This is a genomic window from Parvibaculum sp. (assembly GCF_019635935.1).
Taxonomy (GTDB): Bacteria; Pseudomonadota; Alphaproteobacteria; order Parvibaculales; family Parvibaculaceae; genus Parvibaculum.
Genome location: NZ_JAHBYN010000001.1, coordinates 1393657 through 1415194, shown reverse-complemented (window position 1 = coordinate 1415194; position 21538 = coordinate 1393657). Strand labels below are relative to the sequence as shown.

Sequence of the window (21538 nt, the reverse complement as noted above, 5' to 3'; positions counted from 1 at the left end):
TGCCCTTTTCCATTGTTGTGAGGCATGCGGATATGAGCGAAGAGGCCGGCATGAGCGGGGACGCGGTACGGCAGGGCTGGTGGCGAGGGCTCGATCCCGGCGGATCGGCCGTTCTTTTTCTTGTCGCCGCCTGCGGCACCTACGGTGCGATCGTAGCGTCCGCCTTGCCGAGTCTTGTTGGCGCATGGATATCCGATATTGGTCTCACCGAGCGCATGGCGGGCGAGGTCGCGACGGTAAACGTGCTCGCCGCAACGCTCGGGCTTTGTCTTTCGCTCTTCCTTGTTTCGCGCTGGTCCCTGCCACGTATTGCGCGGCTCGGGCTCCTTCTCGGTATCTGCGGCGACCTGCTCTCCATTCTCGCTTCCGACATGCTGCAGCTCTCCGCGCTGCGCGCCGTGCAGGGCCTCGGCGTCGGATTGCTGGTCGGCGCGACGACCAACTGGATCGGCCGTCAGGAAAACGCGGCGCGCGGCTTCGGCATGTACATCATGCTGCAATTTGTGCTTGCCGCCGTGCTGATCGCGGCGATCCCGGCGCTGCTGTCGTATCTTGGCGCGGCGAGCGTCTATGCGGCGCTTCTCGCGCTTGCGGCCGTTTCCCTCATCCTCTATCCGCTGCTAGGCCTCAATGGCGGCTCGGTGCCGCTTCGCCCCGCCGTCGCGGAAGTGCTGGAGCACGCGGACGCTGCCGCCGAGGCGGAACATCCAGCCATGCTGAAACTCATGTCCGTCCTTGCTTTCGGCCTTTTCAACATCGCCGCCATCGGCCTCTGGAGTTACATGTTGCGCTATGGCGAGGTTGTCGGTCTCTCGGCGGAGGGGGCGGCGCAGACGCTAGCGCTCTCCTCCCTCTGCGGCATTCCGGGCACAATCCTCGTCATCGTTCTGAGCGCGCGCTACGGTCGCTTCCGGCCGCTGATGCTGGCACTCGCCGTCTACACGGTGCCCGTTGTTGTCTTTGCTGCTTCGCATGTGGCGGCCGCGGTCTTCGTCGCTGGTCTGATCGTCCAGAGTGTCGCCTGGGCCGTCGTCGCGCCCTATTTCCAGGCGGTGCAGGCGGCGCTCGATCGCACGGGCCGGCTTGCGGTCTGGGGCATGATCGTCGCCTCCATTGGCGCGGGGCTCGGCCCCGCCTTCATCGGCTTCGCGATCGACGGCACGTCCTATGTGGTGGCCTTCGGGGTCGCCATTCTGGCGCTCGGGCTTGCGGCGCTGGCCGGCGCCGCGCCCGCCCTCGTCACGGACCGGCGCGAGGGCGGAAGCTAGATCTCGCTGCGGAAATCCGGAAAGGCGCCGTCCTTGTAGAGCGGTTCCACCACGCGCTCATAGGCGCTTGCAAGTGCGAACACCGTATTGTCGTCATAGCGGTCGCCGATGATCTGGATCGACGTCGGCACATTGTTCGCCGCGCGACCTGTTTGCGCCACGACGATCGGATAGAGATAAAGCAGGTTGAAGGGATGGGCGAGACACCATCCGGTCATCGAGTCGACCGTCATATTGTTGATCGTCACGCTGTCCGTCGCGTGGTTGGTTGCCGCGGGGATCGATGGCAGGCCCGTCGTCGGCGAAACGATGGCGTCGAAACCGGCGCTGAAGATCGCGTGAATTTCGGTGTTCATTTCCGCCACCAGCATCGCCGCCGTTTCCGCCGCGTTCTTCGGGAGCGAAAGCATCTTCTGGTAGAGACTATGATACTGGTCCGAAACCTCCTTCGGATCGGAAATCATCTCCTGGATCTGGTCGAAGAAAGCCCGCCACGATCCGGTGAGCAGGGTACCGTGAAATGCCTCCTGCACCTTTTCATCGGTCCAGTTAACCGCCACTTCCTCGACATGCGCCCCGAGCGCTTCGAAGTGTTTCAGCGCGCGTTCGGTGTTGGCGCGCACTTCGGGGTCTACATGCGCGAAGCCGAGATCGGGGCTATAGGCGATGCGCATGCCGGCGACCGTCCGCATCGGATCCGGCAGCGTGTTCTTTTGAAGCGCCGTGTGGTCGTAGGACGCAGGCCCGTTGCCGAGATCGTACATCGTTGCAAGATCGGTCATGCTGCGCGCCATCGGCCCATAGACGGATTGGGGCGAGAGTGTCCATGGTACGACGGTTGGAAATCGGCCATAGGGCGCCTTGAAACCGCAGACGCCGTTGACGCCAGCTGGAATACGGATCGAACCGCCTGAATCGCTTCCGGTCGCGAGCGTAGTCGTGCCGGCCGCAAGCGCCGCGCCTGAACCGCCAGAAGAACCGCCCGGCCCGTATTCGAGGTTCCAGGGATTGCGCGTCGTGCCCCAGTGGTGCGATGTCGTTACCGTGCAGATGCAGAATTCCGGCACCGTCGTCTTTGCATGAACGATCGCGCCGGCGTCGAGGAAGCGCTGCACCATGGGGTGTGAGGTGCGCGCGACATAATCGAGAAAGAGCTTCGAGCCCGACGCCGTCGCCTTGCCTTCAAGGTCCGTATCGTCCTTCACCGCCAGCGTCACACCTTCGAGCGGCCGCGCTTCGCCGCTCATGTAGCGCGCTTCGGCGCCTCTCGCCGCCTTTCGCGCCTCGTCGTAGAATTTCCAGGCGAAGGCGTTGATTTTGGGCTCTACCTCGTCGGCTCGCGCGAGCTGCGCTTCGAGCACCTCCACCGGCGAAAGCTGCTTCGAGCGATAGAGCCGAAGTTGCGTCGCGGCGGGCATATAAGCGAGGTCGAGCTTGTCGGTCATGCGGAAGTCCCCTTTTCCCGCATATTAAGCGGGATAGGGTTGGCTGCACGCCATATCCTTATTGGGCCAGCGTAAAGGTCAGGGAAGCGCCACGGCTTTTATCTCCGTGAAATCCTCGATCCCGAAAATGCCGCCCTCGCGCCCGTTGCCGGATTGCCTGTAGCCGCCGAAGGGAGCGGCGGCGGGCGGCGCCGCGCCGTTGATCTGGACCTGGCCTGCACGAAGCTGCCGTGCTACCCGCATCGCGCGTTCCCCGTCGCCCGACGACACATAGGCCGCAAGCCCGTAAGGCGTGTCGTTCGCGATCCGGATAGCTTCATCCTCATCGCGGTAGGAGACGATGGACAGAACCGGCCCGAAGATTTCCTCCCGCGCTACAGTCATTTCGGGTCGGACATGAGCGAAGACGGTGGGTTTCACGAAATAGCCGGCACCGAGTTCCTCGACCGCCTCCGCTCCGCCCGTCACCAGAACAGCGCCTTCCTGACGTCCGATTCGGATGTAATTGCGAACGCGTTCTAGATGTGCGAGCGAGACGACGGGGCCAATATCGGTTTTGCTGTCCCGCGGATCGCCGACACGCAGGCTTTTCGCAATTTCCGCGCAATACTCGGCGATCTCATCGTGCCGTTCTGCCGGCACAATGAGCCGTGTCGGAGCGTTGCAGGACTGACCCGTATTCTCCATGCATCCTTCGACAGCGTTTCTGACCGCTGTGCTGAAGTCTGCGTCGCGAAGCAGAATGTTCGGCGATTTACCGCCGAGTTCCTGTGTCACGCGTTTTACCGTCGGCGCGGCGTTGATCGCGACTTGAACGCCCGCGGCGGTCGAACCGGTGAAGGAGACCATATCGACAAGCGGATGTGCGGCCATGGCGGTGCCGACGTTTGGCCCGTCGCCATGCACCAGATTGAAGACGCCCGCGGGAACGCCCGCTTCCTCCAGCACCTCCGCGAAAAGTACGGCCGACATCGGCGTCAACTCGCTCGGCTTCAGCACCATGGTGCATCCGGCGGCGATTGCAGGGGCAACCTTTCCGGCAATCTGGTTCATCGGCCAGTTCCAGGGCGTGATCAGCGCGCAGACGCCAACAGCCTCGCGGCGCAGCCGCACATTGCCGGTGGCCGGTCGTTCGATCGCGAAGTTTTCAAGCGCCTCGATCGTCGCACGGAGATGATCCGCTCCGGCGGCAGCTTGCGCCTCATATGCGAGCGTTTTCGGCGCACCCATTTCGACGGTAATCGCATCGGCGAATGCCGCAAGCCGTCGTTCATAGATGTCGAGCACGCGCTGCAGCATCGACTGGCGCTCCCCGGCCGTCGTTTCGGAAAAGCGGGAAAATGCCTTACGTGCCGTTTGCACGGCGGCATCAACGTCTTCGGCCGTACCAAGCGCTACTTCGCCGTAAGGCGTTGCGGTCGCGGGGTTCAGCAGGATCTGCCGCGGCCGCACCGATGCGTCCACCCATTTGCCGCCGATGAAATACTTGTCGAACATGTTCATGTTCTCGTTCCCTGCGCATCGCAGGAGGGCGAGTCTAACGATCCTCGCGGAGGCTGCGATGATCTTGATAGGCTAACAGCCTGATTGCGTGGACGGCTTTCCTGGATGTGTCCAACAACGGTCACAGTCACGGCACTCAGATGCCGCGCGTGGGAGGCGACCACACCGTCAGGTCAGATTTCATCCGATCTCGCGGCACTCTGCCTGAGCCTTGGCCTGAAGCGAGCGGATGTGATCCTGGGTGAGCTGCGTGCGGATAGAGAGATATCGCCCGGGGTTGCGCGAGGCGATGAAGATATCACCGTCAATCCACGCGCGGGCGCAACAGCGTAGACGAGCTTGCGGGATATGCGATGGTCGAGACCCGAACCGATCGGGAGGGCGTGCGCGTTCGCCTGCTCCCCGTTCGCCTGCCGTCAATTGACCCGGGATTTGAGGGCATGGTCTCTGATGGGCCGCGGACCTTTGAAGCGCTGATCGGCGTGCTGCGTGTGTTGGCGGATGAATACGAACAGGGACCGCGTCTGGATGAGGTACCAGGTGGTACGCCCTGGCCCTCTCTTGCTGCTTGCGGCCTTGCCGCTGATTGCCTCCGCAGGAATGCTGGCGTCGTAAATGCGGCCGGAAAATCAGCGTTTGGCGCGCGCCCCGGAAATTGTCAGCCCGGCCCGTCCAAGGTTTGGGGGCAAGTTCAACAATGACGACAATTCACCCTGACTGCGGTCAAGCGTTCGGTGCTGCTTCAACGGACGGAATCTTTCCGGCGACGGGGCGAGCCGTCATCTGCCGCCTCTTTCCCGGGCGGCGCCGACTTTCCCTGTATTCGCGTTGTTGCTTCCCTGCTCGCGCAAAAAAATTCCCTGTTTCGTCGTCTAGGGAATTTTACGCCAAGCTCCTGAATTCTTGAGACCTTTCCAGCGGGCATCTCCGGAATCCGGACCCAAACAGGCAACTTTCCCTGTTCTTTCCCTGCTGAACAGGGAAACGAGCGTGACGTTGATTGCACACACCGCCGCGACCTCGTCGCTCCATTCCGGATGTGTTTTCGCGCCGGTCGCTCCGCATCGGTTGCGTTCATGCTTAATCGAAACTCTTTCTACATTGCCGCCGGGCAGGATTTGCCTCGCGACAGATGGTGAAGACCGGTTTGTCTGCTGACGGAATTTTCCATGCAGCGGGGCCGGCTTCCGGCGAAGAGGAGATCGAGATGACGCTCAATGAACAGAATTCGGCCATGGCGGGTGCCAGCGGCGGCGCGGCGCGGCGGCGTCCGCCCGAGCCGCCGGTGCGGCTGGTGCGGCCCGGCAATGAAGACATCACGATCGGCGAGAACAGCGTTCTCGAAGGATCGTTCGACACGCGCGGCGCGATGTTCGTCGATGGCGCGGCGATCAATGCCGACCTCAATGCCGGGTTTCTCTCGATCGGCACATGCGGCCGGGTCGAGGGCCAGGCGCGGGTCGAACGCGCCGAGATCGCCGGTGTTTTCGACGGTACGCTTGTCGCGTCCGGCGAGGTGACGCTGCGGGCTTCGGCCCGGGTGGATGGCGACATCAAATGCGCCCGGATCGTCACCCATCGCGGTGCGGTTATCGCGGCGCAGATCCGTATCGTCGAGACCGAGGCGGCGTCCGGCGACGGCGTGGCGGCGGCGCTGGCCGGCCTGCAGGCCGCGCAGGGGCCGATGCGGCGCAGCATCCGCCGCCGGATCAAGCGGGCCATGCCGCTCGTCTGGGGCGCGGCACTGGCTTTCGGCCTGATCGGGGTGCGCTCGATCTTTTGACGGGCCTGCTTCTGGCGAGGGCCGGCGAAAGTCGTCCGTCTTTTGCCCGTGTTGTGAGCAACACGAGGTCGGACAATTCGCGGGAGGCTGTCTCCCCGGTGGCGTCTGTGTGAGAATATCGGGCACCGCCAATTGGCGAATCACCGGACGAGGGAAAACCGAGGCCATGCCGGAGAACGATGCGATCCATCCGGGCGTCCGCCTCTTCTCCGGCGATAGTGTCAGTCCGGTCCATCGCTGCGACGAGAATGACGAGGCCGTGGCGCAGGAGCACGAATACAAATTTGGTGCCGACAGCGGTTGGACGCAGGGCATTTCTCGTCAGGCAGGGGCATGAGAATGACATTCAGGACCGAGCAGGAGAAATTCTGGACCGGCGCGTTCGGCGATGCGTATATGGACCGGAATCAGGGCGAGCACATCGTTACGTCGAACATGGCGCTTTTTGCCCGTATCCTCAGATCGGCGCCGGACGTCGGCTCGATCGTCGAGTTTGGCTGCAATATCGGGCTGAACCTGCAGGCGCTGCACCGCATCAATCCGAATTTCGAACTTTGCGGGCATGAAATCAACGGCACCGCGGCGGACAAGGCCCGCGCCCTCGGTATCGCCGAAATCGTCCATGGAACGATCATCGATGCGCTGCCGGTGGGGCGGACATACGACATGGCGTTCACCAAGGGTGTGCTCATTCATATCAACCCGGACGAGTTGACGCGGGTCTATGACAACCTTCACGCGCTTTCGGCGCGCTATGTGATGGTCTGCGAGTATTACAATCCCGCCCCGGTGGTTGTGAATTATCGCGGCATCGAGGATCGGCTGTTCAAGCGCGACTTCGCCGGCGAAATCATCGAGCGGTTCGGTATGCGGCTGGTCGATTACGGCTTTGCCTACCACCGGGACAATTATTTCCCGCAGGACGATTTGACGTGGTTTCTTCTCGAAAAATGAGCCAGGGCGACCGGAGCCCGCGATGCCGAATCCGCAGCGGCCTGGCGCTTCTATATGCGACCGCTGTCGTTTTTCGCCGTTGACGAAGCCATCTCCGGCCCGCTCCGGATGCTGTCGAACATCTACTCAATGTCCTCAAGCTTGACGGGCGTGTTGCGCTGAATGTCGGCTTTTACACGCCGGCCTATCAGAGCGTCGAGATGCTTTGGTGCCAGACCGTAGCCGGGACGTACGCTGCGAATGGCATCCCGGGTAATCGCTTCGCCTGCTCTCAAATCTTTCACGAAATAAAGCGAGCGCCGGAATTTGATGTTTCCCAGTTCACTGGACTTTCGCCCGTAGTCGATCGTGCCGATCGCCCCCCATGCCGTCCGCGCGCCATTCACAAGCGCCGCAAACTCTTTCGGTTCGAGTGAAAAACTGTCATCCGGTCCGCCGCCCGTGCGATCCATCGTCATATGTTTTTCGATCACAGTGGCTCCCAGCGCCACCGCGGCGATTGCGGTCGTATTGTCAAGCGTATGATCCGACAGACCCACCGGTACCTCGAAGCGCGCCGCCAGATCCGAGAGCGTGGCGAGGTTGTAGTCCGAGGCCGGCGCCGGATAGCCCGAGACGCAGTGCAACAGCACCAATTCGCGGCAGCCAGCTTCGTGCGCCGCCTCGACCGCTTCCGAAATTTCCTCCAGATCTGCCATGCCGGTGGAAATGATCATCGGTTTGCCCTTCGAGGCGACATAGCGGATCAGCGCCAGGTCAACGGCCTCGAAGCTGGCAATCTTGTATGCTGGCGCGCCGAGGGCTTCCAAAAGGTCCACCGCCGTGGAGTCGAAGGGCGACGAAAACAGCGTGATGCTTCGTTTGGCGGCATGGGCAAAGAGCGTTTCATGCCACTCCCATGGCGTATGCGCCCACTCATACAGATCGTAAAGCGTACGCCCGGCCCACAGGCCTTCGGAAATCTGGAAATCCGGCGCATCCGATTTCAGTGTGATCGTGTCGGGGCGATAGGTCTGGATCTTGACCGCGTCCGCGCCCGCCTCGGCGGCGGCGTCGATGAGGCGCAACGCCTGGTTCAGGTCGCCATTGTGATTGGCCGACACTTCAGCAATGACATAGGGCGGATTGCCGGCGCCGATGGCGCGGCCTGAAATTTCAATGTTTGTCATCGCTCTGAACCTTTTTCAGGCTGATCGAATACACATGGCCATGCAGTCTGAAGAACGCCGGGTAACGGTTCGGATCGCATACCCTGATCTTGTCGAATTGTTCGGAAATTGACTTGCCCGGGTCAACTTCACTGTCCGCAGGGGTTCTGCGCGGGTAGTAGCTCGCTTCAGTATCGGGCTGGGGTACTGGTGTCTCACCGCGTTCCACCATACCTACGACCTGGTCCAAAAGCGCAATTTCGGCATCGAAAAGCGCTGCGTCGATCTCATCGTGCAACTGATGTGGCGCAACATCGAAGGCTCTTTGCGCCCAGATCGCTCCGCTATCCACGCGATCTTCGGCATCGATTGCAGACACCGTTATGGTCGACGCACCTTCGAGAATCGACCAGATGTGCGGGCTCCAGCCACGGCCGGCGGGAAGATCGCTGGCGTGGAGAACGATACAATGTCTGTAGAGCTTTCTCTGTTCCGACGAGATCAATTCGGTGCAAGAGATCAGGAAAAGAATGTCGCCTGATGTGAGTTCTGTTTTTTTCCGCAAGAGTCCAAGTCGATGCCGGGTCTCGTGCTTGCGCATCCATTGTTTAAGCCAGGGATTTACCGGATGGTCGTCGCTTGAACAGATGATGTCGATTTTCATGCCGACGCCCCCTGACCGAAAATGGACAACACCCGCCCGACCCCCTCGCCATCGCAAAGCGCGGCTGCATTTTCCGACAGGGCAGCCATGCGGCCGGGATCGCGGGCGTCGGCCAGCGCCGCCCGCAATCTGTGCGCGAAATCCGGGGTGTGCAGCGGCCCGGGATCGAGCGCCGCCCCTGCCTTGGCCAGTGCCTGCGCGATACCGGCCTGATTCTCGGCAATCTGCACGATGATACTGGGCAGACCAAGGCAGCAGCGTTCCCATGTGGTGCCGCCACCCGCACCGATGGCCAGATCGGCCTGACCCATACGCGCGGCCATGTCGCGCACATCAACCACTACTTTCGTTCGCCAGGGCATTTCGCCTGCCAGCGCGCGAACTTGTTCTAGCGCAGGGGCCTGCGCGCCCATGACCACTGCGATCTCCAGATTCTCGGGCAGTGGTGCGCCCGGCAAGGCCCGAAGAATGGTCAATGTCGCATCGACTGTATCCACTCCGCCCATCGAAATCAGCAGATGCCGCAGGCCGCGCCCGGCACGCGCCGCCAGTGCCTTTGCCCGCAGATCGGCGAATTCGGGGCGCAGCAGCGCGTAACGCGGCCCGGTCAGGCAGATGCTGCCGTCAGGCACCAGCCCGGCATAATTCAAAGCGTCATGGCCAAGGTTCTGGTCAAGCAGCATGTCGCAGATATGGGGGCGGTCAGCCAGATCGTCGATCACCATCAGCTTCGTGCCGTCGGGCAGGGCGGCCTTTTGCCAACGCGCATCAAAGGCGTAGTGATCCAACACCAGCCAATCCGTAGGCGCCGCCTGCAGCGCTGCGCGGGTTTCCACCGCGTCCTGCGTCCAATCCACGCCGGCCCAAGCTGCATGGGCGGGCGGGCCGGCCGGGACAGGTCCTTGTGGTGCAGGAAGCGGGGTCAGGCCGAACTCCGCCGCGATTTGGGGATTGAGGTTGCCTGGCAGGTCGCGACAGACGAACCGGCAGTTGTGACCTTGCAGCGCCAACGCCCGAGCAAGCGTCAGGCAACGCATGACATGGCCGGTGCCGATGGTCAGTGCGGCGTCTGTGCGGAAGGCGACATGCATCACGGATGCGCCTCCGCCTGAAGAATGCGCATCATGTGTTCCGCGCGGATCCAGTCTTCCTCGGTGTCGATATCCTGAACGCGATGACGCGGCAGCGGCAGGCCATATGCGCCATTGTCGAATATGCCCGCCCCGCTTTGCCATGTCGCGGCCCGCGCCCAGTAGAATTGCCCGGCGTCGTGCCACGCTTCTTCCAGATCCTGAGATCGGGTCTGCATCTGCGCGGGGTCGAACATTTCGACCGCGCCCGACGAATGGCGCCTCAGCGCCCGCTGGATTGGGAAAGCAAAGCTGGTCACGCTCAGAACAAAGGGCGCGCGGGTTTCCTCAAGCAACCGGTGACCGGCGCGCAGATCGGCGGGCGCGACAAAGGGGGCCGTCGCATAAAGGCAACACACGGCGGTGCTATCCGCGACGTTCAGGCGCGCTATTGCATCGGCGATTACCGGCACCGTGGGGGTGTGGTCATCAGCAAGGCCGGGGGGACGGCGAAACGGTGCCTCTGCACCGCAGGCGGCCGCGACTTCGGCGATTCTTTCATCGTCGGTCGAGACGACGATCCGGTCGAAGAGCCCGCTCTCCCGCGCCGCCTCGATCGACCATGCGATGATCGGCTTGCCCGCAAAAGGCCGAATGTTCTTGCCCGGAATGCGCTTGCTGCCGCCACGCGCCGGGATCACCGCGACGATCATGCCAGCGCCTCTTTTAGTGTCGCGACGACCTTGTCCTGGTCGTCAGGCGTGAGGTCGGGAAAGAGCGGCAGCGTCAGGGCGCGGGCGTAGAACTTCTCGGCACCGGGAAATTCGCCGTGCCGGAAACCGAGCGCACGGTAATACGGCTGAAAATGAACGGGAATATAATGCACATTGACGCCGACACCCGCGGCACGCATGTGCTCGAACACATGCGCCCGCAACGTACCATTGTCATCGGCTGCTTCGAGGTTGATCGCATAGAGGTGCCAGGCGGAGTTTCTGTCGGTGCGGCGCGGCGGGCGTCCGACCGGCAGGTTGCCGAGCAGCACGTCGTAGCGATCGGCGAGCGCTGTGCGCTTCGCGACGAATTCGTCGAGGCGTTTCATCTGGCTCGCGCCAAGCGCCGCGGCAATGTCGGTCATCCGATAGTTGAATCCGAGCGCGTGTTGTTCATAAACCCATGAGCCGCGTTCATCGCCGCGCATCACCGCCAAATCGCGCGTGATGCCATGCGAGCGTAACAGCCGCATCGCTTCTGCGAGCGCCGGATCGTTCGTCATCGCCGCGCCGCCCTCACCGGTCGTCACGATTTTCACCGGATGAAAGCTGAACACGCAAATGTCGGAATAACGGCAATCGCCGACAGGCCCCCCATCATAAGCCCCTCCGATCGCATGGGAGGCATCCTCGATTACATGAAAGCCGTACCGCGCCGCCAGCACCGCGATTTCCTTCATGTCGCAGGAGTGGCCACCGAAATGCACCGGGATCAGCACCTTGGGAAGACGACCCTGAGCCTCGGCACTCGCAAGCTTTGCCTCCAATGCGGCGGTATCCATGTTGTAGCTCGCAGGATCGATATCGACAAAATCGACCGTCGCGCCGCAGTAAAGCGCGCAATTGGCCGACGCTACAAATGTGTTGGGTACCGTCCATGCGATGTCGCCGGGCCCGAGCCCAAGCGCAAGACAGGCGATGTGGAGCGCCGAAGTCGCGCTGTTGACTGCTACCGCATGGTCAGCACCCGTTGCGGCGCAAAGGGCGGCCTCGAAGCGAGGCACGGCAGGGCCTTGCGTCAGCCAGTCCGATTTCAGCGTTTCGATGACTGCTGCGATGTCGTCGTCGCTGATGCTTTGCCGCCCATAGGGGATCATGCCTCGGCCCGTGCGTTGTACGCAGCGATCTCCTCTGTATTCAGGAAGTGCGGGTTCGTGCCGGAATTGTATTCGAAACCCTGTTCGACGATCTTGCCTTTTTCGCCGCGCCGGTTCGTCAGGTAATCGGCATCGCCGTTGAAGAACCTGATGGTTGGGCGGATGACATAGTGATCGTCGAATTCGACAGTAAGATGGGAATCGTCGGCCGGACACATGATTTCATGCAGCTTCTCGCCGGGGCGGATGCCGATGGTCCTGGTCGGCATTCCCGGAGCTATCGCGGCAGCCAGATCGGTGATCCGGATTGACGGGATCTTGGGCACAAAGATCTCGCCGCCATGCATGCGCTGAAGATTGTCGAGCACGAAGTCGACGCCTTCCTGGAGCGTGATCCAGAAGCGCGTCATCCGTTCGTCGGTGATCGGCAGTTCCTTCGCACCGTCCTGGATGAGCTTGGCGAAGAAGGGAACCACCGAGCCGCGCGAGCCGACCACATTGCCATAGCGCACGACGGCAAAACGTGTCGGCGCACTGCCGACCATGTTGTTGGCGGCCACGAAGAGCTTGTCGGAGGCCAGTTTGGTCGCCCCGTAGAGATTGATCGGGTTGGCCGCCTTGTCGGTCGATAGCGCCATCACGTGACCGACCTTGTTCTCGATCGCGGCCTTGATGACGTTCTCGGCGCCGTGAATGTTGGTCTTGATGCATTCCATCGGATTGTATTCGGCTGCCGGTACCTGCTTCAGGGCGGCGGCGTGGATCACGATGTCGACGCCCTGCATGGCCTGGCGCAGGCGCTCGCCATCGCGCACGTCGCCGATGAAGTAGCGCATTTCAGACCCGTTGAACCGCTGCGCCATCTCGAACTGCTTCAGCTCGTCGCGCGAATAGATCACGAGGCGTCGCGGGCGGTGGCGCTCAATCAGCGTGCGGGTAAATTTCTTGCCGAATGATCCCGTGCCGCCTGTGATCAGGATCGACTTGTCCTCAAACATGGCTCTGGCTCTGCCTTTCCGAATGATTCGGGCCTGCGCCCCCGCCTGCCGCCCTTCATTCTTGCCAGAGTTAACCTTTACGGATGGTTACCAAGTGCGCGGATCGCCGGTGCTTCGACGGCGGCCTTCCGGGCTCTCGCTTTCTTTATGTCGTTGATTTTGCTTGTTTTTGTCTCTTCGCGCACGAAAGACCCGGCAGCCTTTCGGTTGCCGGGTCTGTCAATTTCTCCGCCTTTTTCAGGTTAAGACCGTTTCAGCAGGCGCCCTTGCGCAGCAGTACGGCCGGCAGCGTCTTGAACATGATCGCGATGTCCTGCCAAAGCGACCAGTTCTTGACGTACCAGGCGTCGAGCTGGACGCGGCGCATGTAGGTCGTGTCGTTGCGGCCGCTGACCTGCCAGAGGCCGGTGATGCCGGGCTTGGCGGAGAGGTAGTATTCGGCGTCCTCGCCGTAGCGCAGGACTTCCGGGTAGGTGACCGGACGCGGTCCGACAAGGCTCATTTCGCCGCGGATCACGTTCAGGAGCTGCGGCAGTTCGTCGAGGCTGGTCTTGCGCAGGAAGGCGCCGATGCGGGTGATGCGGGGATCCTCGCGCAGCTTCTGGTCGCGGGCCCATTCGGCGGCGCGCTGCGGATCGCTGTCCAGAATTTTCTTCAGGATTGCATCGCCGTCCACATGCATGGTGCGGAACTTCCGGCACATGAACTCGCGGCCCTTCTCGCCGACGCGGCGGTGGCCGTAGAAGGCCGGGCCGCCGTCGAGGCGGATCAGCGCCGAAGCGGCCCAGAAGAAGGGCGAGAGGACCAACAGCGCGGCGGAGGCGACCGCGAGGTCGAAGCTGCGCTTGACGATGCGCGCCATCGGACGGTTCAGGTTGTCGGCCAGCGTCAGCATCACGAGGTCGTGGCTGAAGAAGTTGCCGGTTTCGAGCGCCATCACGCCGATGCCCTTGACCGGCGGGATGATCGAAAAGGCGATGCGGGCGCGGTGCAGGGCGCGAAGGATGTGGTCGAGCTTGGCCATTTCCTCGGGCGAGGGCGCCAGCACCACGAAACGGGCGCCGTGGCCGTTGCAGGCGAGGCGGAGCGCCGCCGAGAGCTGGCCACCAGCGCGATAAAGCAGGCTGCCGGGCCTCGAGGCATTGCTTTCCGAGGTCAGGTCGGCGAGGTCCACCGTGCCGGCGATCTCGTAGCCCAGATAGGGCTCGGATTCGAGGACCTGGGCGGCCTCGTCGGTGTTCTCCTTCGAGCCGATCAGCAGCACCGGTGCCGTCCAGCCGCCGTACCGCTTCAGGACATGTCTCATACCGATACGCGCCACCGGGACCAGAACCAGCGCCCAGACCCAGGCCTGGAGCATCCAGAGGCGGGAGAAATAGTCCTTGGTCAGGTAGAGCAGGAAGCCGTCGACCAGCGCGACCAGGGCAATCGCCTTAACGATTTCCTTGGCCTCCGACCAGAAAGGGGTGCGCTTCGAATAATGGCCCTTGGCGGCCCACCAGAGGACCGGCAGCATCAGCAGGAAGCCGATGCGGACAAGGCGGCCGGTCAGTTCTTCGGCGTTCAGGGCACCGAAATCGGTGTTGAAAAGCTGGATACTGACGCCGAAAGCGATCATGCCGGCAATCAACTGGGCGATCATCAGCGCCCCCATATCGCCCATCAGCAGCATGAAGCGGTCGGCGAGCGGCGTCAGGCGCGAGCCGGCCACCTGCTGCTCGCGCGGCGCGGCCTCGGTCGCGGGCGCCAAGGGCGAGGCAACGGGGGTTGCGGTCTCGAAAGCTGAAATCCGGTTGTTCAGTGCGGTCACGGTACTCACGCCTACAATGTGTCCGAATGCGACAATTGCTTCGTGAGAGCGCAAGTTGTGCGCCAGAATGCCGTGTGCCGAATTGAGCTGTTGAACGCGGTTAATTCGGGGTTAATGCAAAGGTGGGGCCTTCGTTGTTTACCTTCAGACGACATTCGATGCCGGGTGGCCGCGAGTTGCTGCTTTATGGGCGTGGGCTCCATGAGGCGCCGCCGCTCGCGGCGCTGCCGGCCGAGCCCCCGGCCACGCCGCCGCATCTGCGCTGGCATCCATTGCTTGGCGAATGGGTTTCCTACGCGGGCGCGCGACAGGGGCGGACATTCCTGCCCGACGCGGCGGCCTGTCCGCTTTGCCCGGCGGCAGAGGGGCGGCTTGGTGAAATTCCCTTTGCCGATTTCGAGATTGCCGTCTTCGAAAACCGGTTCCCTGCGCTGGTTGCCGGGACGAACGAATTGCCGGCGATCGAAGGCATCGCCACGTCGCCGGCTGCGGGGCGCTGCGAAGTGGTGGTGTTTTCGGCCGATCATGCGGGCGGGCTCGGCACGCTGCCGGTCGACAGGCTGGCGCTGCTGATCGAGGTCTGGGGTGCGCGGCTCAAGGCACTGCGCGACGAGGCCGGCTTTGCCTTCGTCCTTCCTTTCGAGAACCGGGGCGAAGAGATCGGCGTGACGCTGCATCATCCGCACGGCCAGATCTATGCCTTCTCCTTCGTTCCGCAACGGGCGCTGCGGGCCGCGCAGGCGCAAGCGGATGCGCCGGTCGTCACACGTCTAGTTGAGGCGGGCGCGCCTGCGCTGCAGCTCGACGAGAACGGCGCCGCGGTGTCGTTCGTGCCGCCATTCGCGATGTACCCGTTCGAGACCTGGCTTGCGCCGCGCCGCCGCGTTCCCGGTCCCGATGCGTTGTCGTCTGCGGAAACGGAAGCGCTGGCACGTCTGCTAGGCCGCTCGGTGCGCCGTCTCGACGGGCTTTTCGGCAAGCCGATGCCCTACATACTGACGGTGCAGGCAGCGCCGCGCGGCTTCGAAGACAGTTTTCACATGACGATCGAAATTCGTCCGTTCCGGCGTGACGCCGGCAAGCTGAAATATCTCGCGGGCGTCGAGCAGGGCGCCGGTATCTTCCTTGTCGACATCCCGCCCGAGCAGGCAGCGGCGCGCCTGAAAGCCGTCGATCCGGAGGGCCGTGCGTGAGCGACATTTTCCTGCGTGCGTTCGGCCGCGCGCCGGCCGTCGAGGCGTCGGCGCCGGGCCGGGTCAACCTGATCGGCGACCACACCGACTATGCGGAGGGTTTTTGCCTGCCGATGCCGCTCGATCTCGAAACGTCGGTTGCGCTGGCACCAGCCCATGCGTTTCGGGCCTGCAGCGAGGGGATGGGCACGACGCTTGTCTTCGATCCGTTCGGCCCGCCGCGCGGCGACTGGACCGACTACATCGCCGGACCGTTGGCCGAACTTGCAAAGGCCGGTTTCGACGTGCCTCCGGTCGAGGTGTCAGTGTGCTCGTCGGTTCCGTCGGGCGCCGGGCTTTCGTCGTCGGCGGCGCTCGAGGTTGCCACATTGCGCGCCATGCTGGCACTCACCGGGCAGACGCTTCCCGATGGCGAGGTGGCGCGTCTCGCGCAGGCGGGTGAGAACAACTATTGCGGCGTCCAGTGCGGTATTCTCGACCAGATGGCGAGCGCGGTCGGCCGTCCGGCGCAAGCCTTGCTGCTCGATTGCCGTACGAATACCGGCCGTCTCGTTACCGTACCGCCGGAATTCCACTTTGCGATCGTGCATTGCGGCGAACCGCGGCGTCTGGCGGACGCCGCCTACAATGCAAGACGGCAGGCGACCGCGGAGGCCGCGCGTCGTCTCGGCTTGCCGGCGTTGCGCGATGCGGATGCTGGCGCACTTTCTGGGCTCACCGACGGCGAAATGCTGAAGCGCGCGCGCCATGTCGTGACCGAAAACGAGCGCGTTCTTGCCGCGGCTTCGGCGCTGGAGGCTGCCGACCTTTGGCGTTTCGGCGCGCTGATGAATGAGAGCCATGTTTCGCTGGCGCGGGATTTCGAAGTGTCGACACCGGCGCTCGACAGGCTGGTCGAGAGCGCGCTGGATGCCGGTGCGGCCGGTGCACGCCTCACCGGCGCCGGGTTCGGCGGTTGCATCGTTGCGCTTTTTCCGCCGGACATTTCGGACTGGTGGCCGAGAGTTGCGGCCGGAAATCCTGCTGCGTGGCGCGTCGGGGACGGCGCGTAGCCGCGCCGCTGCCTACTGCGCGGCGTGAACGCCCGGGCGTTGTGCCGGTGCTTTCTTCAGGATTCTTTCTTTCGGAAAGCGGATGCTGACCGTTGTGCCGCGTCCGGGGTCGCTTTCGATTTGCAGCGTGCCGCCGTGATGTTCCATCAGGCATTTCGACAGGGGCAGGCCGAGCCCGGTGCCCTCATATTTGCGTGCGAGATCGGAGTCGATCTGACCGAATCTCTCAAGCGCGACCGGGATGTCGTCGGGTGCGATACCGATGCCGGTATCGATGACGCGGATGACGAGCGCTCCGCCTTCGACGCCCGCTACGACGCGAACTTCGCCGCCGGCCGGTGTGAATTTCACCCCATTGGACATCAGGTTCAGCAGCACCTGCCGAACGCGGCGGTGGTCGGCGTGAATGTGCGGCAGGCGTTTGTCCAGTTCGATGTGCATGGCAACGTTGCCGGCATTGGCCTGGGCTTCGATCATGTGCGCGGCGTCGCCGATTGCCTCGCCGACATCGACATCTTCCTCGTTGAGCAGCAGCGCGCCGGCGTCGACACGGGTGAAGTCGAGAACGTCGTTGATCAGCGACAGGAGGTGCTTGCCGCTTTTCAGGATGTCGTCGGAGTAGTCCTTGTAGCGCGAGCTTCCGAGCGGCCCGAAAGTTTCCGACGACATCAATTCGGAGAAGCCGAGTATCGCATTGAGGGGTGTGCGCAATTCATGGCTCATCGTTGCAAGGAATTGCGACTTTGCCTGATCGGCCGAAGCCGCGGCGCCGAGCGCCACCATCAGTTCCTTCGATGTGGTTTCGAGCTTGCGCTTGGTTTCTTCGAGTTCCGCAACATAGGCGCGCAGGCGGTCCGCTTCCTTTACGGAGCGGTCGGACAGATACCCGTCGACCGCCGATCCGGCAAAGGCGAGTACGACGATCAACACGGTGATGGCTGCGACTGCGATGGCCATGGCATAGGGTTCCACGGCGCTCTCGGTAAAGACGACGGACGGATCTGGAACGATGGAAACCGCTGCCATTCCCGTAAAATGCAGAGAGCAAATCGCAAGCGTCAGCAATGTCGCGGCAGCCATGCGCCCCATGAATCCCGGCAGGGCGGAAAGCGCTTGCAATGCCGCTGCGCCGAGAACGACACCAAGGACGATCGAGGCGATGACGAAATCGCGATCCCAGACGAGGTGACCGTGAAGGCTGACGGCGGCCATGCCGACATAGTGCATGGCGCCGATGGCGAAGCCGAGCGCCGCGCCGCCGATGCCGGCGGGCCGCAGGCGCTGGGCAACGAAAAGCCCGGCCGTCGAAAGCGCAAGCGCGATGATGAGCGACGCGAAAGTCAGGCCCGGCGCGTAGTTCACGGGCTCGTCCGGACGGAATGCCAGCATGGCGATGAAATGCGTCGCCCAGATGCCGCAACCGGCGACGATGCCAGCACCCAGAATCCAGAGTGCACGACGCTCCGGCCCGACTTCCCGCGCGTGGACGAGAAGACTGACAGTCGAAAGACTGGCAAGCGTACAAACAAGCCCGGCAAGAAAGACAAGGCTCAGGTCGTGCTCAACCGTTATGCAATTGTAAATCGTCAGCATGTTCCGCGATTGGAGCATGCCGGCGCTTAACCCCGTCTTAAGGTTGCGCGAAAGCGCCGTTTTTGAAGCGGGAAGCGGTTATGTTGTTCCGTTTTCAGCCGATTTCCGGGCGAGCCGGTCGAGAAACCGGAACAGCAGGGCGCCCGCCACCATGGCGGCCACCCCCAGCACGACGGTGCCGTCAATGCGATCGGGGAAGTAGGGATGCGACGCGATGAGACGCGTCTTTTCGTCGATCAAAGCGTATTCACGTTCCTTGAACGGCCAGACCGCAAGCAGCGAGCCACCCAGAATGCCGATCACGGTCAGCATCGTCTGACGATGATAATGGGTCAGCAACCAGGCGATGGCGCGCGAAAAGGCCAGGGCGCCGGCGACGATGCCGGCCGCCAGCGGCACGAGGAACGAGAAGTCGAGACGGCCCAGCGCATCGATTGTCTCGGTGTATTTGCCGAGGATCAAAAGCACGAATGAGCCCGATATGCCGGGCAGCAGCATGGCCGCAATCGCGATCATGCCGCAAAGAAAGACAAACCAGATGTCGTCCGGCGTGCGAACAGGCACCAGGATCGAGACGGCGAGCCCGAAGGCGACGCCGGCGGCAAGCCATATCCAGTGCAGGCGCCTGCCCGGGCCGACATGAGACAGAAGGCCGACAACGGAAGCGGCGATCAAGCCAAAGAAGAAGCCGAACATCGCTTCGGGAAACTCGGTCACGAGAACCGACAGCGGTACGACGCGGGTGAAGACAATGATGGCGAGAAGCGCGCCGAAACCGAGCGGCAGCAGAAACAGGAAGTCGATGTGGCGCAGTGCGGCCGTCAATTCGCGTTTCCGGAGCTGCTTCAGAAACATCATGTCGACATGAGCGATCGCGGCGATCAGCCGGTCATAGATGCCGAGGATAAGCGCCATCGTGCCGCCGCTGACGCCGGGTATGAGGTCCGCCGTGCCGATGCACATGCCACGCAGCGTCTGCCGTGTCGGATCGACATTGTCGCGTCCGTCGACGCTCAGGCGCCTGACCGCATTGAACCACACCGCGAGCACAGCGTCGGTCCAGCGTACAGCAAAGCCATGTACCCACCAGCCGAACGGCGTTCCGTGCACGATGCCGATCGTTAGCAACGTCACGGCGCCGCCGCCGATCACGACGTCGGTTGCCCAGTGCGCGCCGGCGGCGATGCGCGGCATCGCGAAGACAATGCCGAGAGCGGCGCCGAGCAGGCCCATGCGCCAGCCAAGGCCCACCCACCACAGCACCGCGATGATCATGGTGACGGTGGCGTGATCGCCCGGGAAACTCGAATTGGAACCTTCCTTGGCGAGTGACCAGGGCACATAGGTCTGGATTGAGTGATATGCGTCGAGCGCCAGCGACGGCGAGAGGCGCGGAAAGGAAATGATCTCGCGCTGAAGAACGATGACGACCAGCAGGATTGCCGCCGTCACGACGCCGAAGGCAACGCCGTCGCGGAATCGCGCGAAATCGCCGCGTGAAATGTAAGCGAGATAGACACCGAGAATGATGAGCGCCGACAGGTAGTCGAAGCGCCGGTCGCCCGACAGGGCCCAAATCACCGCCATCGGCTGCGATGTGACGGTGGCATTCGTTGTATGGAAGACCCAGATATCGAAGGCGTCCCACCACGCGCGCGTTACTTCGATGGGCCACCATGAAGCAAAGAGAAGTGCTGAAAGGACTGTCCAGAGCAGCAGCGACTTCCATTGCCATGTTCTGGACAGTGCGAATTCCATCAAGCTTCCTCTCGCGCCACGAATCGGTTCTGCTTCCCCACAAGCAAGGCCCGGATTTTATATTCACGTCGCGGAAATGACACAAAAATCGGCAATCGCGGCCGTCAATGAAAGCGCGGCAGCCAGTCGCCATGCGCGTCGATCAAATCGTCGACGAGCCCCCATATCTGATCGAGCGACAGTTCGGCCGCCGTATGCGGGTCCATCATGGCGGCGTGGTAGATGTGTTCGCGCTTGCCGGTTGCCAGCGCCTCCAGCGTCAACGACTGCACATTGATGTTGGTCTGCATCATGGCGGCCAGATGAGGCGGCAGGGCGCCCACCCGTGTCGGCGTCACACCGTTTGCGTCGACGAGGCAGGGCACCTCGACGCAGGCGCCGGCCGGCAGATTGTCGATGAGGCCTGTGTTTGCGACATTGCCATTGATGACCGCCGGCTTTCCGGTTGCGACGGCGCGCATGATCTTCGCGCCGTATTCGCCCGAAAATTTTACCTCCAATCGGTTCGCCGAAACCAGTTCGCGCTCCTGGGCTTCCCATGCCGCAATCTGCTCTTCGCATCGGCGAATATACTCGTCGAGTGGGATGTTGAACTTCTCGATCAGTTCCGGCCGGTCGCGCTTGATGAACCAAGGCACGTATTCGGCGAAATGTTCGCTCGACTCCGTGACGAAATAGCCGGTGCGGCGCAACACCTCGTAGCGCACCTTGTTCCACGCGGGCTCGGTGCCTTGCGACGCGATTTCCTTCAGGCGCGGATAGAGGTCCTCGCGCGTGCCGTCGGGGCGTTCGCGCTCGAACTTCGTGTAGAAAGCCATGTGATTGATGCCGGCGCATTGGTAGCGCAGCGATTTGTAGTCGACGTCGAGATCCTTCGAGAGTTCGTAGGCCGTACCTTGCACCGAATGGCATAGGCCAACATGACGGATGTCGGGCGCCATGCGGTTGAGCGCCCAGCAGTTGATTGCCATGGGATTGACATATTGGAGCATCAATGCGTTCGGGCAGAGCTCGCGCATGTCGCTGGTAATCTCCAGCAGCACCGGAACGGTGCGCAGGCCGCGCATGATGCCGCCGACGCCAAGCGTGTCAGCGATGGTCTGGCGGAGACCGTATTTCTTCGGGATCTCGAAATCGGTCACCGTGCCGGGCTTGTAGCCGGCGACCTGAATCATCACGATCACGAAATCGGCATCCCTCAGCGCCTCTCGCCGGTCGGTCGTCGCAGTGATCGTGGGCGATACCGACAGCGCATCGGCGATCTTGGCGGCGACGACGGCGGAGGTTTTCAGGCGCGCTTCGTCGATGTCGTGCAGCGCGATCTCGCAATCGGCGAAAATCCCGTTCAGCAGGATGTCGCCTACGAGGTTTTTCATGAAGACCGTGCTGCCCGCGCCGATCAAGCAAACCCTGGTCATGTTTCGTGCCC

General features: G+C 62.7%; 18 protein-coding genes. 6 read left to right on the top strand and 12 right to left on the bottom strand.

Going from position 1 to position 21538, the window contains the following annotated elements; genetic code table 11:
* Nucleotides 1–32: 32 nt before the first annotated feature.
* Nucleotides 33–1268, top strand: a complete 1236-nt coding sequence (locus tag KF719_RS07165; protein WP_293508031.1) for an MFS transporter — start codon at nucleotides 33–35, stop codon at nucleotides 1266–1268.
* Here KF719_RS07165 and KF719_RS07160 read toward each other — a convergent pair.
* Nucleotides 1265–2713: an amidase family protein gene (locus KF719_RS07160; RefSeq protein WP_293508030.1), complete on the bottom strand. Its 1449-nt coding sequence runs from the start codon at nucleotides 2711–2713 to the stop codon at nucleotides 1265–1267. The genes KF719_RS07165 and KF719_RS07160 overlap by 4 nt on opposite strands.
* A 78-nt stretch (nucleotides 2714–2791) precedes the next feature.
* Entirely contained in the window at nucleotides 2792–4216 is a 1425-nt protein-coding gene (locus KF719_RS07155; RefSeq protein WP_293508029.1) for an aldehyde dehydrogenase family protein, read from the bottom strand.
* Nucleotides 4217–5423: 1207 nt separating this feature from the next.
* On the opposite strand from KF719_RS07155, the gene KF719_RS07150 reads away from it, so the two are divergent.
* From KF719_RS07150 to KF719_RS07140, 3 genes are all read left to right on the top strand, one after another.
* Entirely contained in the window at nucleotides 5424–5999 is a 576-nt protein-coding gene (locus KF719_RS07150) for a polymer-forming cytoskeletal protein (RefSeq protein WP_293508028.1), read from the top strand.
* A 166-nt stretch (nucleotides 6000–6165) separates the two neighbouring features.
* Nucleotides 6166–6336, top strand: a complete 171-nt coding sequence (locus KF719_RS07145) for a hypothetical protein (RefSeq protein ID WP_293508027.1) — start codon at nucleotides 6166–6168, stop codon at nucleotides 6334–6336.
* Nucleotides 6337–6338: 2 nt separating this feature from the next.
* Nucleotides 6339–6953: a pseudaminic acid biosynthesis-associated methylase gene (locus KF719_RS07140; protein ID WP_293508026.1), complete on the top strand. Its 615-nt coding sequence runs from the start codon at nucleotides 6339–6341 to the stop codon at nucleotides 6951–6953.
* A gap of 122 nt (nucleotides 6954–7075) precedes the next feature.
* Here the strand turns inward: KF719_RS07140 and pseI are convergent, their stop codons facing one another.
* The 7 genes from pseI to wbaP form a co-directional block, all read right to left on the bottom strand.
* A complete protein-coding gene (gene pseI / locus KF719_RS07135) occupies nucleotides 7076–8122 on the bottom strand; it encodes a pseudaminic acid synthase (protein WP_293508025.1) in 1047 nt (348 codons plus the stop codon).
* Complete coding sequence (locus KF719_RS07130; protein ID WP_293508024.1) at nucleotides 8109–8765, bottom strand: formyltransferase family protein; 657 nt, start codon at nucleotides 8763–8765, stop codon at nucleotides 8109–8111. Before KF719_RS07130 ends, pseI begins: the two co-directional genes overlap by 14 nt.
* Nucleotides 8762–9856, bottom strand: coding sequence for a UDP-2,4-diacetamido-2,4,6-trideoxy-beta-L-altropyranose hydrolase (pseG, locus tag KF719_RS07125; RefSeq protein ID WP_293510606.1), 1095 nt, complete (start codon nucleotides 9854–9856; stop codon nucleotides 8762–8764). Before pseG ends, KF719_RS07130 begins: the two co-directional genes overlap by 4 nt.
* Complete coding sequence (gene pseF / locus KF719_RS07120) at nucleotides 9856–10548, bottom strand: pseudaminic acid cytidylyltransferase (protein ID WP_293508023.1); 693 nt, start codon at nucleotides 10546–10548, stop codon at nucleotides 9856–9858. The genes pseG and pseF overlap by 1 nt, the downstream gene beginning before the upstream one ends.
* On the bottom strand, nucleotides 10545–11705 hold the full coding sequence (gene pseC, locus KF719_RS07115) for a UDP-4-amino-4,6-dideoxy-N-acetyl-beta-L-altrosamine transaminase (RefSeq protein WP_293508022.1): 1161 nt from the start codon (nucleotides 11703–11705) through the stop codon (nucleotides 10545–10547). Before pseC ends, pseF begins: the two co-directional genes overlap by 4 nt.
* On the bottom strand, nucleotides 11702–12703 hold the full coding sequence (gene pseB, locus KF719_RS07110) for a UDP-N-acetylglucosamine 4,6-dehydratase (inverting) (protein WP_293508021.1): 1002 nt from the start codon (nucleotides 12701–12703) through the stop codon (nucleotides 11702–11704). The genes pseC and pseB overlap by 4 nt, the downstream gene beginning before the upstream one ends.
* Nucleotides 12704–12956: 253 nt before the next feature.
* Nucleotides 12957–14513, bottom strand: coding sequence for an undecaprenyl-phosphate galactose phosphotransferase WbaP (gene wbaP / locus KF719_RS07105; RefSeq protein ID WP_293508020.1), 1557 nt, complete (start codon nucleotides 14511–14513; stop codon nucleotides 12957–12959).
* Between the two features lie 158 nt (nucleotides 14514–14671).
* On the opposite strand from wbaP, the gene galT reads away from it, so the two are divergent.
* Both galT and galK read left to right on the top strand, forming a co-directional pair.
* Entirely contained in the window at nucleotides 14672–15706 is a 1035-nt protein-coding gene (galT, locus tag KF719_RS07100) for a galactose-1-phosphate uridylyltransferase (RefSeq protein WP_293508019.1), read from the top strand.
* The gene (gene galK, locus KF719_RS07095) at nucleotides 15703–16758 is read left to right on the top strand and encodes a galactokinase (protein WP_293508018.1); all 1056 of its coding nucleotides are present in this window, start codon (nucleotides 15703–15705) and stop codon (nucleotides 16756–16758) included. The genes galT and galK overlap by 4 nt, the downstream gene beginning before the upstream one ends.
* Before the next feature lie 12 nt (nucleotides 16759–16770).
* On the opposite strand, the gene KF719_RS07090 is transcribed toward galK, so the two are convergent.
* From KF719_RS07090 to KF719_RS07080, 3 genes are all read right to left on the bottom strand, one after another.
* Nucleotides 16771–18369, bottom strand: coding sequence for an MHYT domain-containing protein (locus KF719_RS07090; protein ID WP_293508017.1), 1599 nt, complete (start codon nucleotides 18367–18369; stop codon nucleotides 16771–16773).
* Nucleotides 18370–18429: 60 nt separating this feature from the next.
* Nucleotides 18430–20109, bottom strand: coding sequence for a DUF368 domain-containing protein (locus KF719_RS07085; RefSeq protein ID WP_293508016.1), 1680 nt, complete (start codon nucleotides 20107–20109; stop codon nucleotides 18430–18432).
* 104 nt (nucleotides 20110–20213) lie between these two features.
* Entirely contained in the window at nucleotides 20214–21527 is a 1314-nt protein-coding gene (locus KF719_RS07080; protein WP_293508015.1) for an alpha-glucosidase/alpha-galactosidase, read from the bottom strand.
* Nucleotides 21528–21538: the final 11 nt, after the last annotated feature.

Coding starts and splice junctions, on each gene's coding strand:
- galT (WP_293508019.1), top strand. CDS start 14,672: ATGCCGGGTGGCCGCGAGTTGCTGCTTTATGGGCGTGGGCTCCATGAG.
- KF719_RS07080 (WP_293508015.1), bottom strand. CDS start 21,527: ATGACCAGGGTTTGCTTGATCGGCGCGGGCAGCACGGTCTTCATGAAA.
- KF719_RS07165 (WP_293508031.1), top strand. CDS start 33: ATGAGCGAAGAGGCCGGCATGAGCGGGGACGCGGTACGGCAGGGCTGG.
- pseB (WP_293508021.1), bottom strand. CDS start 12,703: ATGTTTGAGGACAAGTCGATCCTGATCACAGGCGGCACGGGATCATTC.
- KF719_RS07130 (WP_293508024.1), bottom strand. CDS start 8,765: ATGAAAATCGACATCATCTGTTCAAGCGACGACCATCCGGTAAATCCC.
- pseI (WP_293508025.1), bottom strand. CDS start 8,122: ATGACAAACATTGAAATTTCAGGCCGCGCCATCGGCGCCGGCAATCCG.
- KF719_RS07090 (WP_293508017.1), bottom strand. CDS start 18,369: ATGCTCCAATCGCGGAACATGCTGACGATTTACAATTGCATAACGGTT.
- KF719_RS07140 (WP_293508026.1), top strand. CDS start 6,339: ATGACATTCAGGACCGAGCAGGAGAAATTCTGGACCGGCGCGTTCGGC.
- pseF (WP_293508023.1), bottom strand. CDS start 10,548: ATGATCGTCGCGGTGATCCCGGCGCGTGGCGGCAGCAAGCGCATTCCG.
- KF719_RS07155 (WP_293508029.1), bottom strand. CDS start 4,216: ATGAACATGTTCGACAAGTATTTCATCGGCGGCAAATGGGTGGACGCA.
- pseG (WP_293510606.1), bottom strand. CDS start 9,856: ATGCATGTCGCCTTCCGCACAGACGCCGCACTGACCATCGGCACCGGC.
- KF719_RS07160 (WP_293508030.1), bottom strand. CDS start 2,713: ATGACCGACAAGCTCGACCTCGCTTATATGCCCGCCGCGACGCAACTT.
- pseC (WP_293508022.1), bottom strand. CDS start 11,705: ATGATCCCCTATGGGCGGCAAAGCATCAGCGACGACGACATCGCAGCA.
- KF719_RS07145 (WP_293508027.1), top strand. CDS start 6,166: ATGCCGGAGAACGATGCGATCCATCCGGGCGTCCGCCTCTTCTCCGGC.
- KF719_RS07150 (WP_293508028.1), top strand. CDS start 5,424: ATGACGCTCAATGAACAGAATTCGGCCATGGCGGGTGCCAGCGGCGGC.
- KF719_RS07085 (WP_293508016.1), bottom strand. CDS start 20,109: ATGGAATTCGCACTGTCCAGAACATGGCAATGGAAGTCGCTGCTGCTC.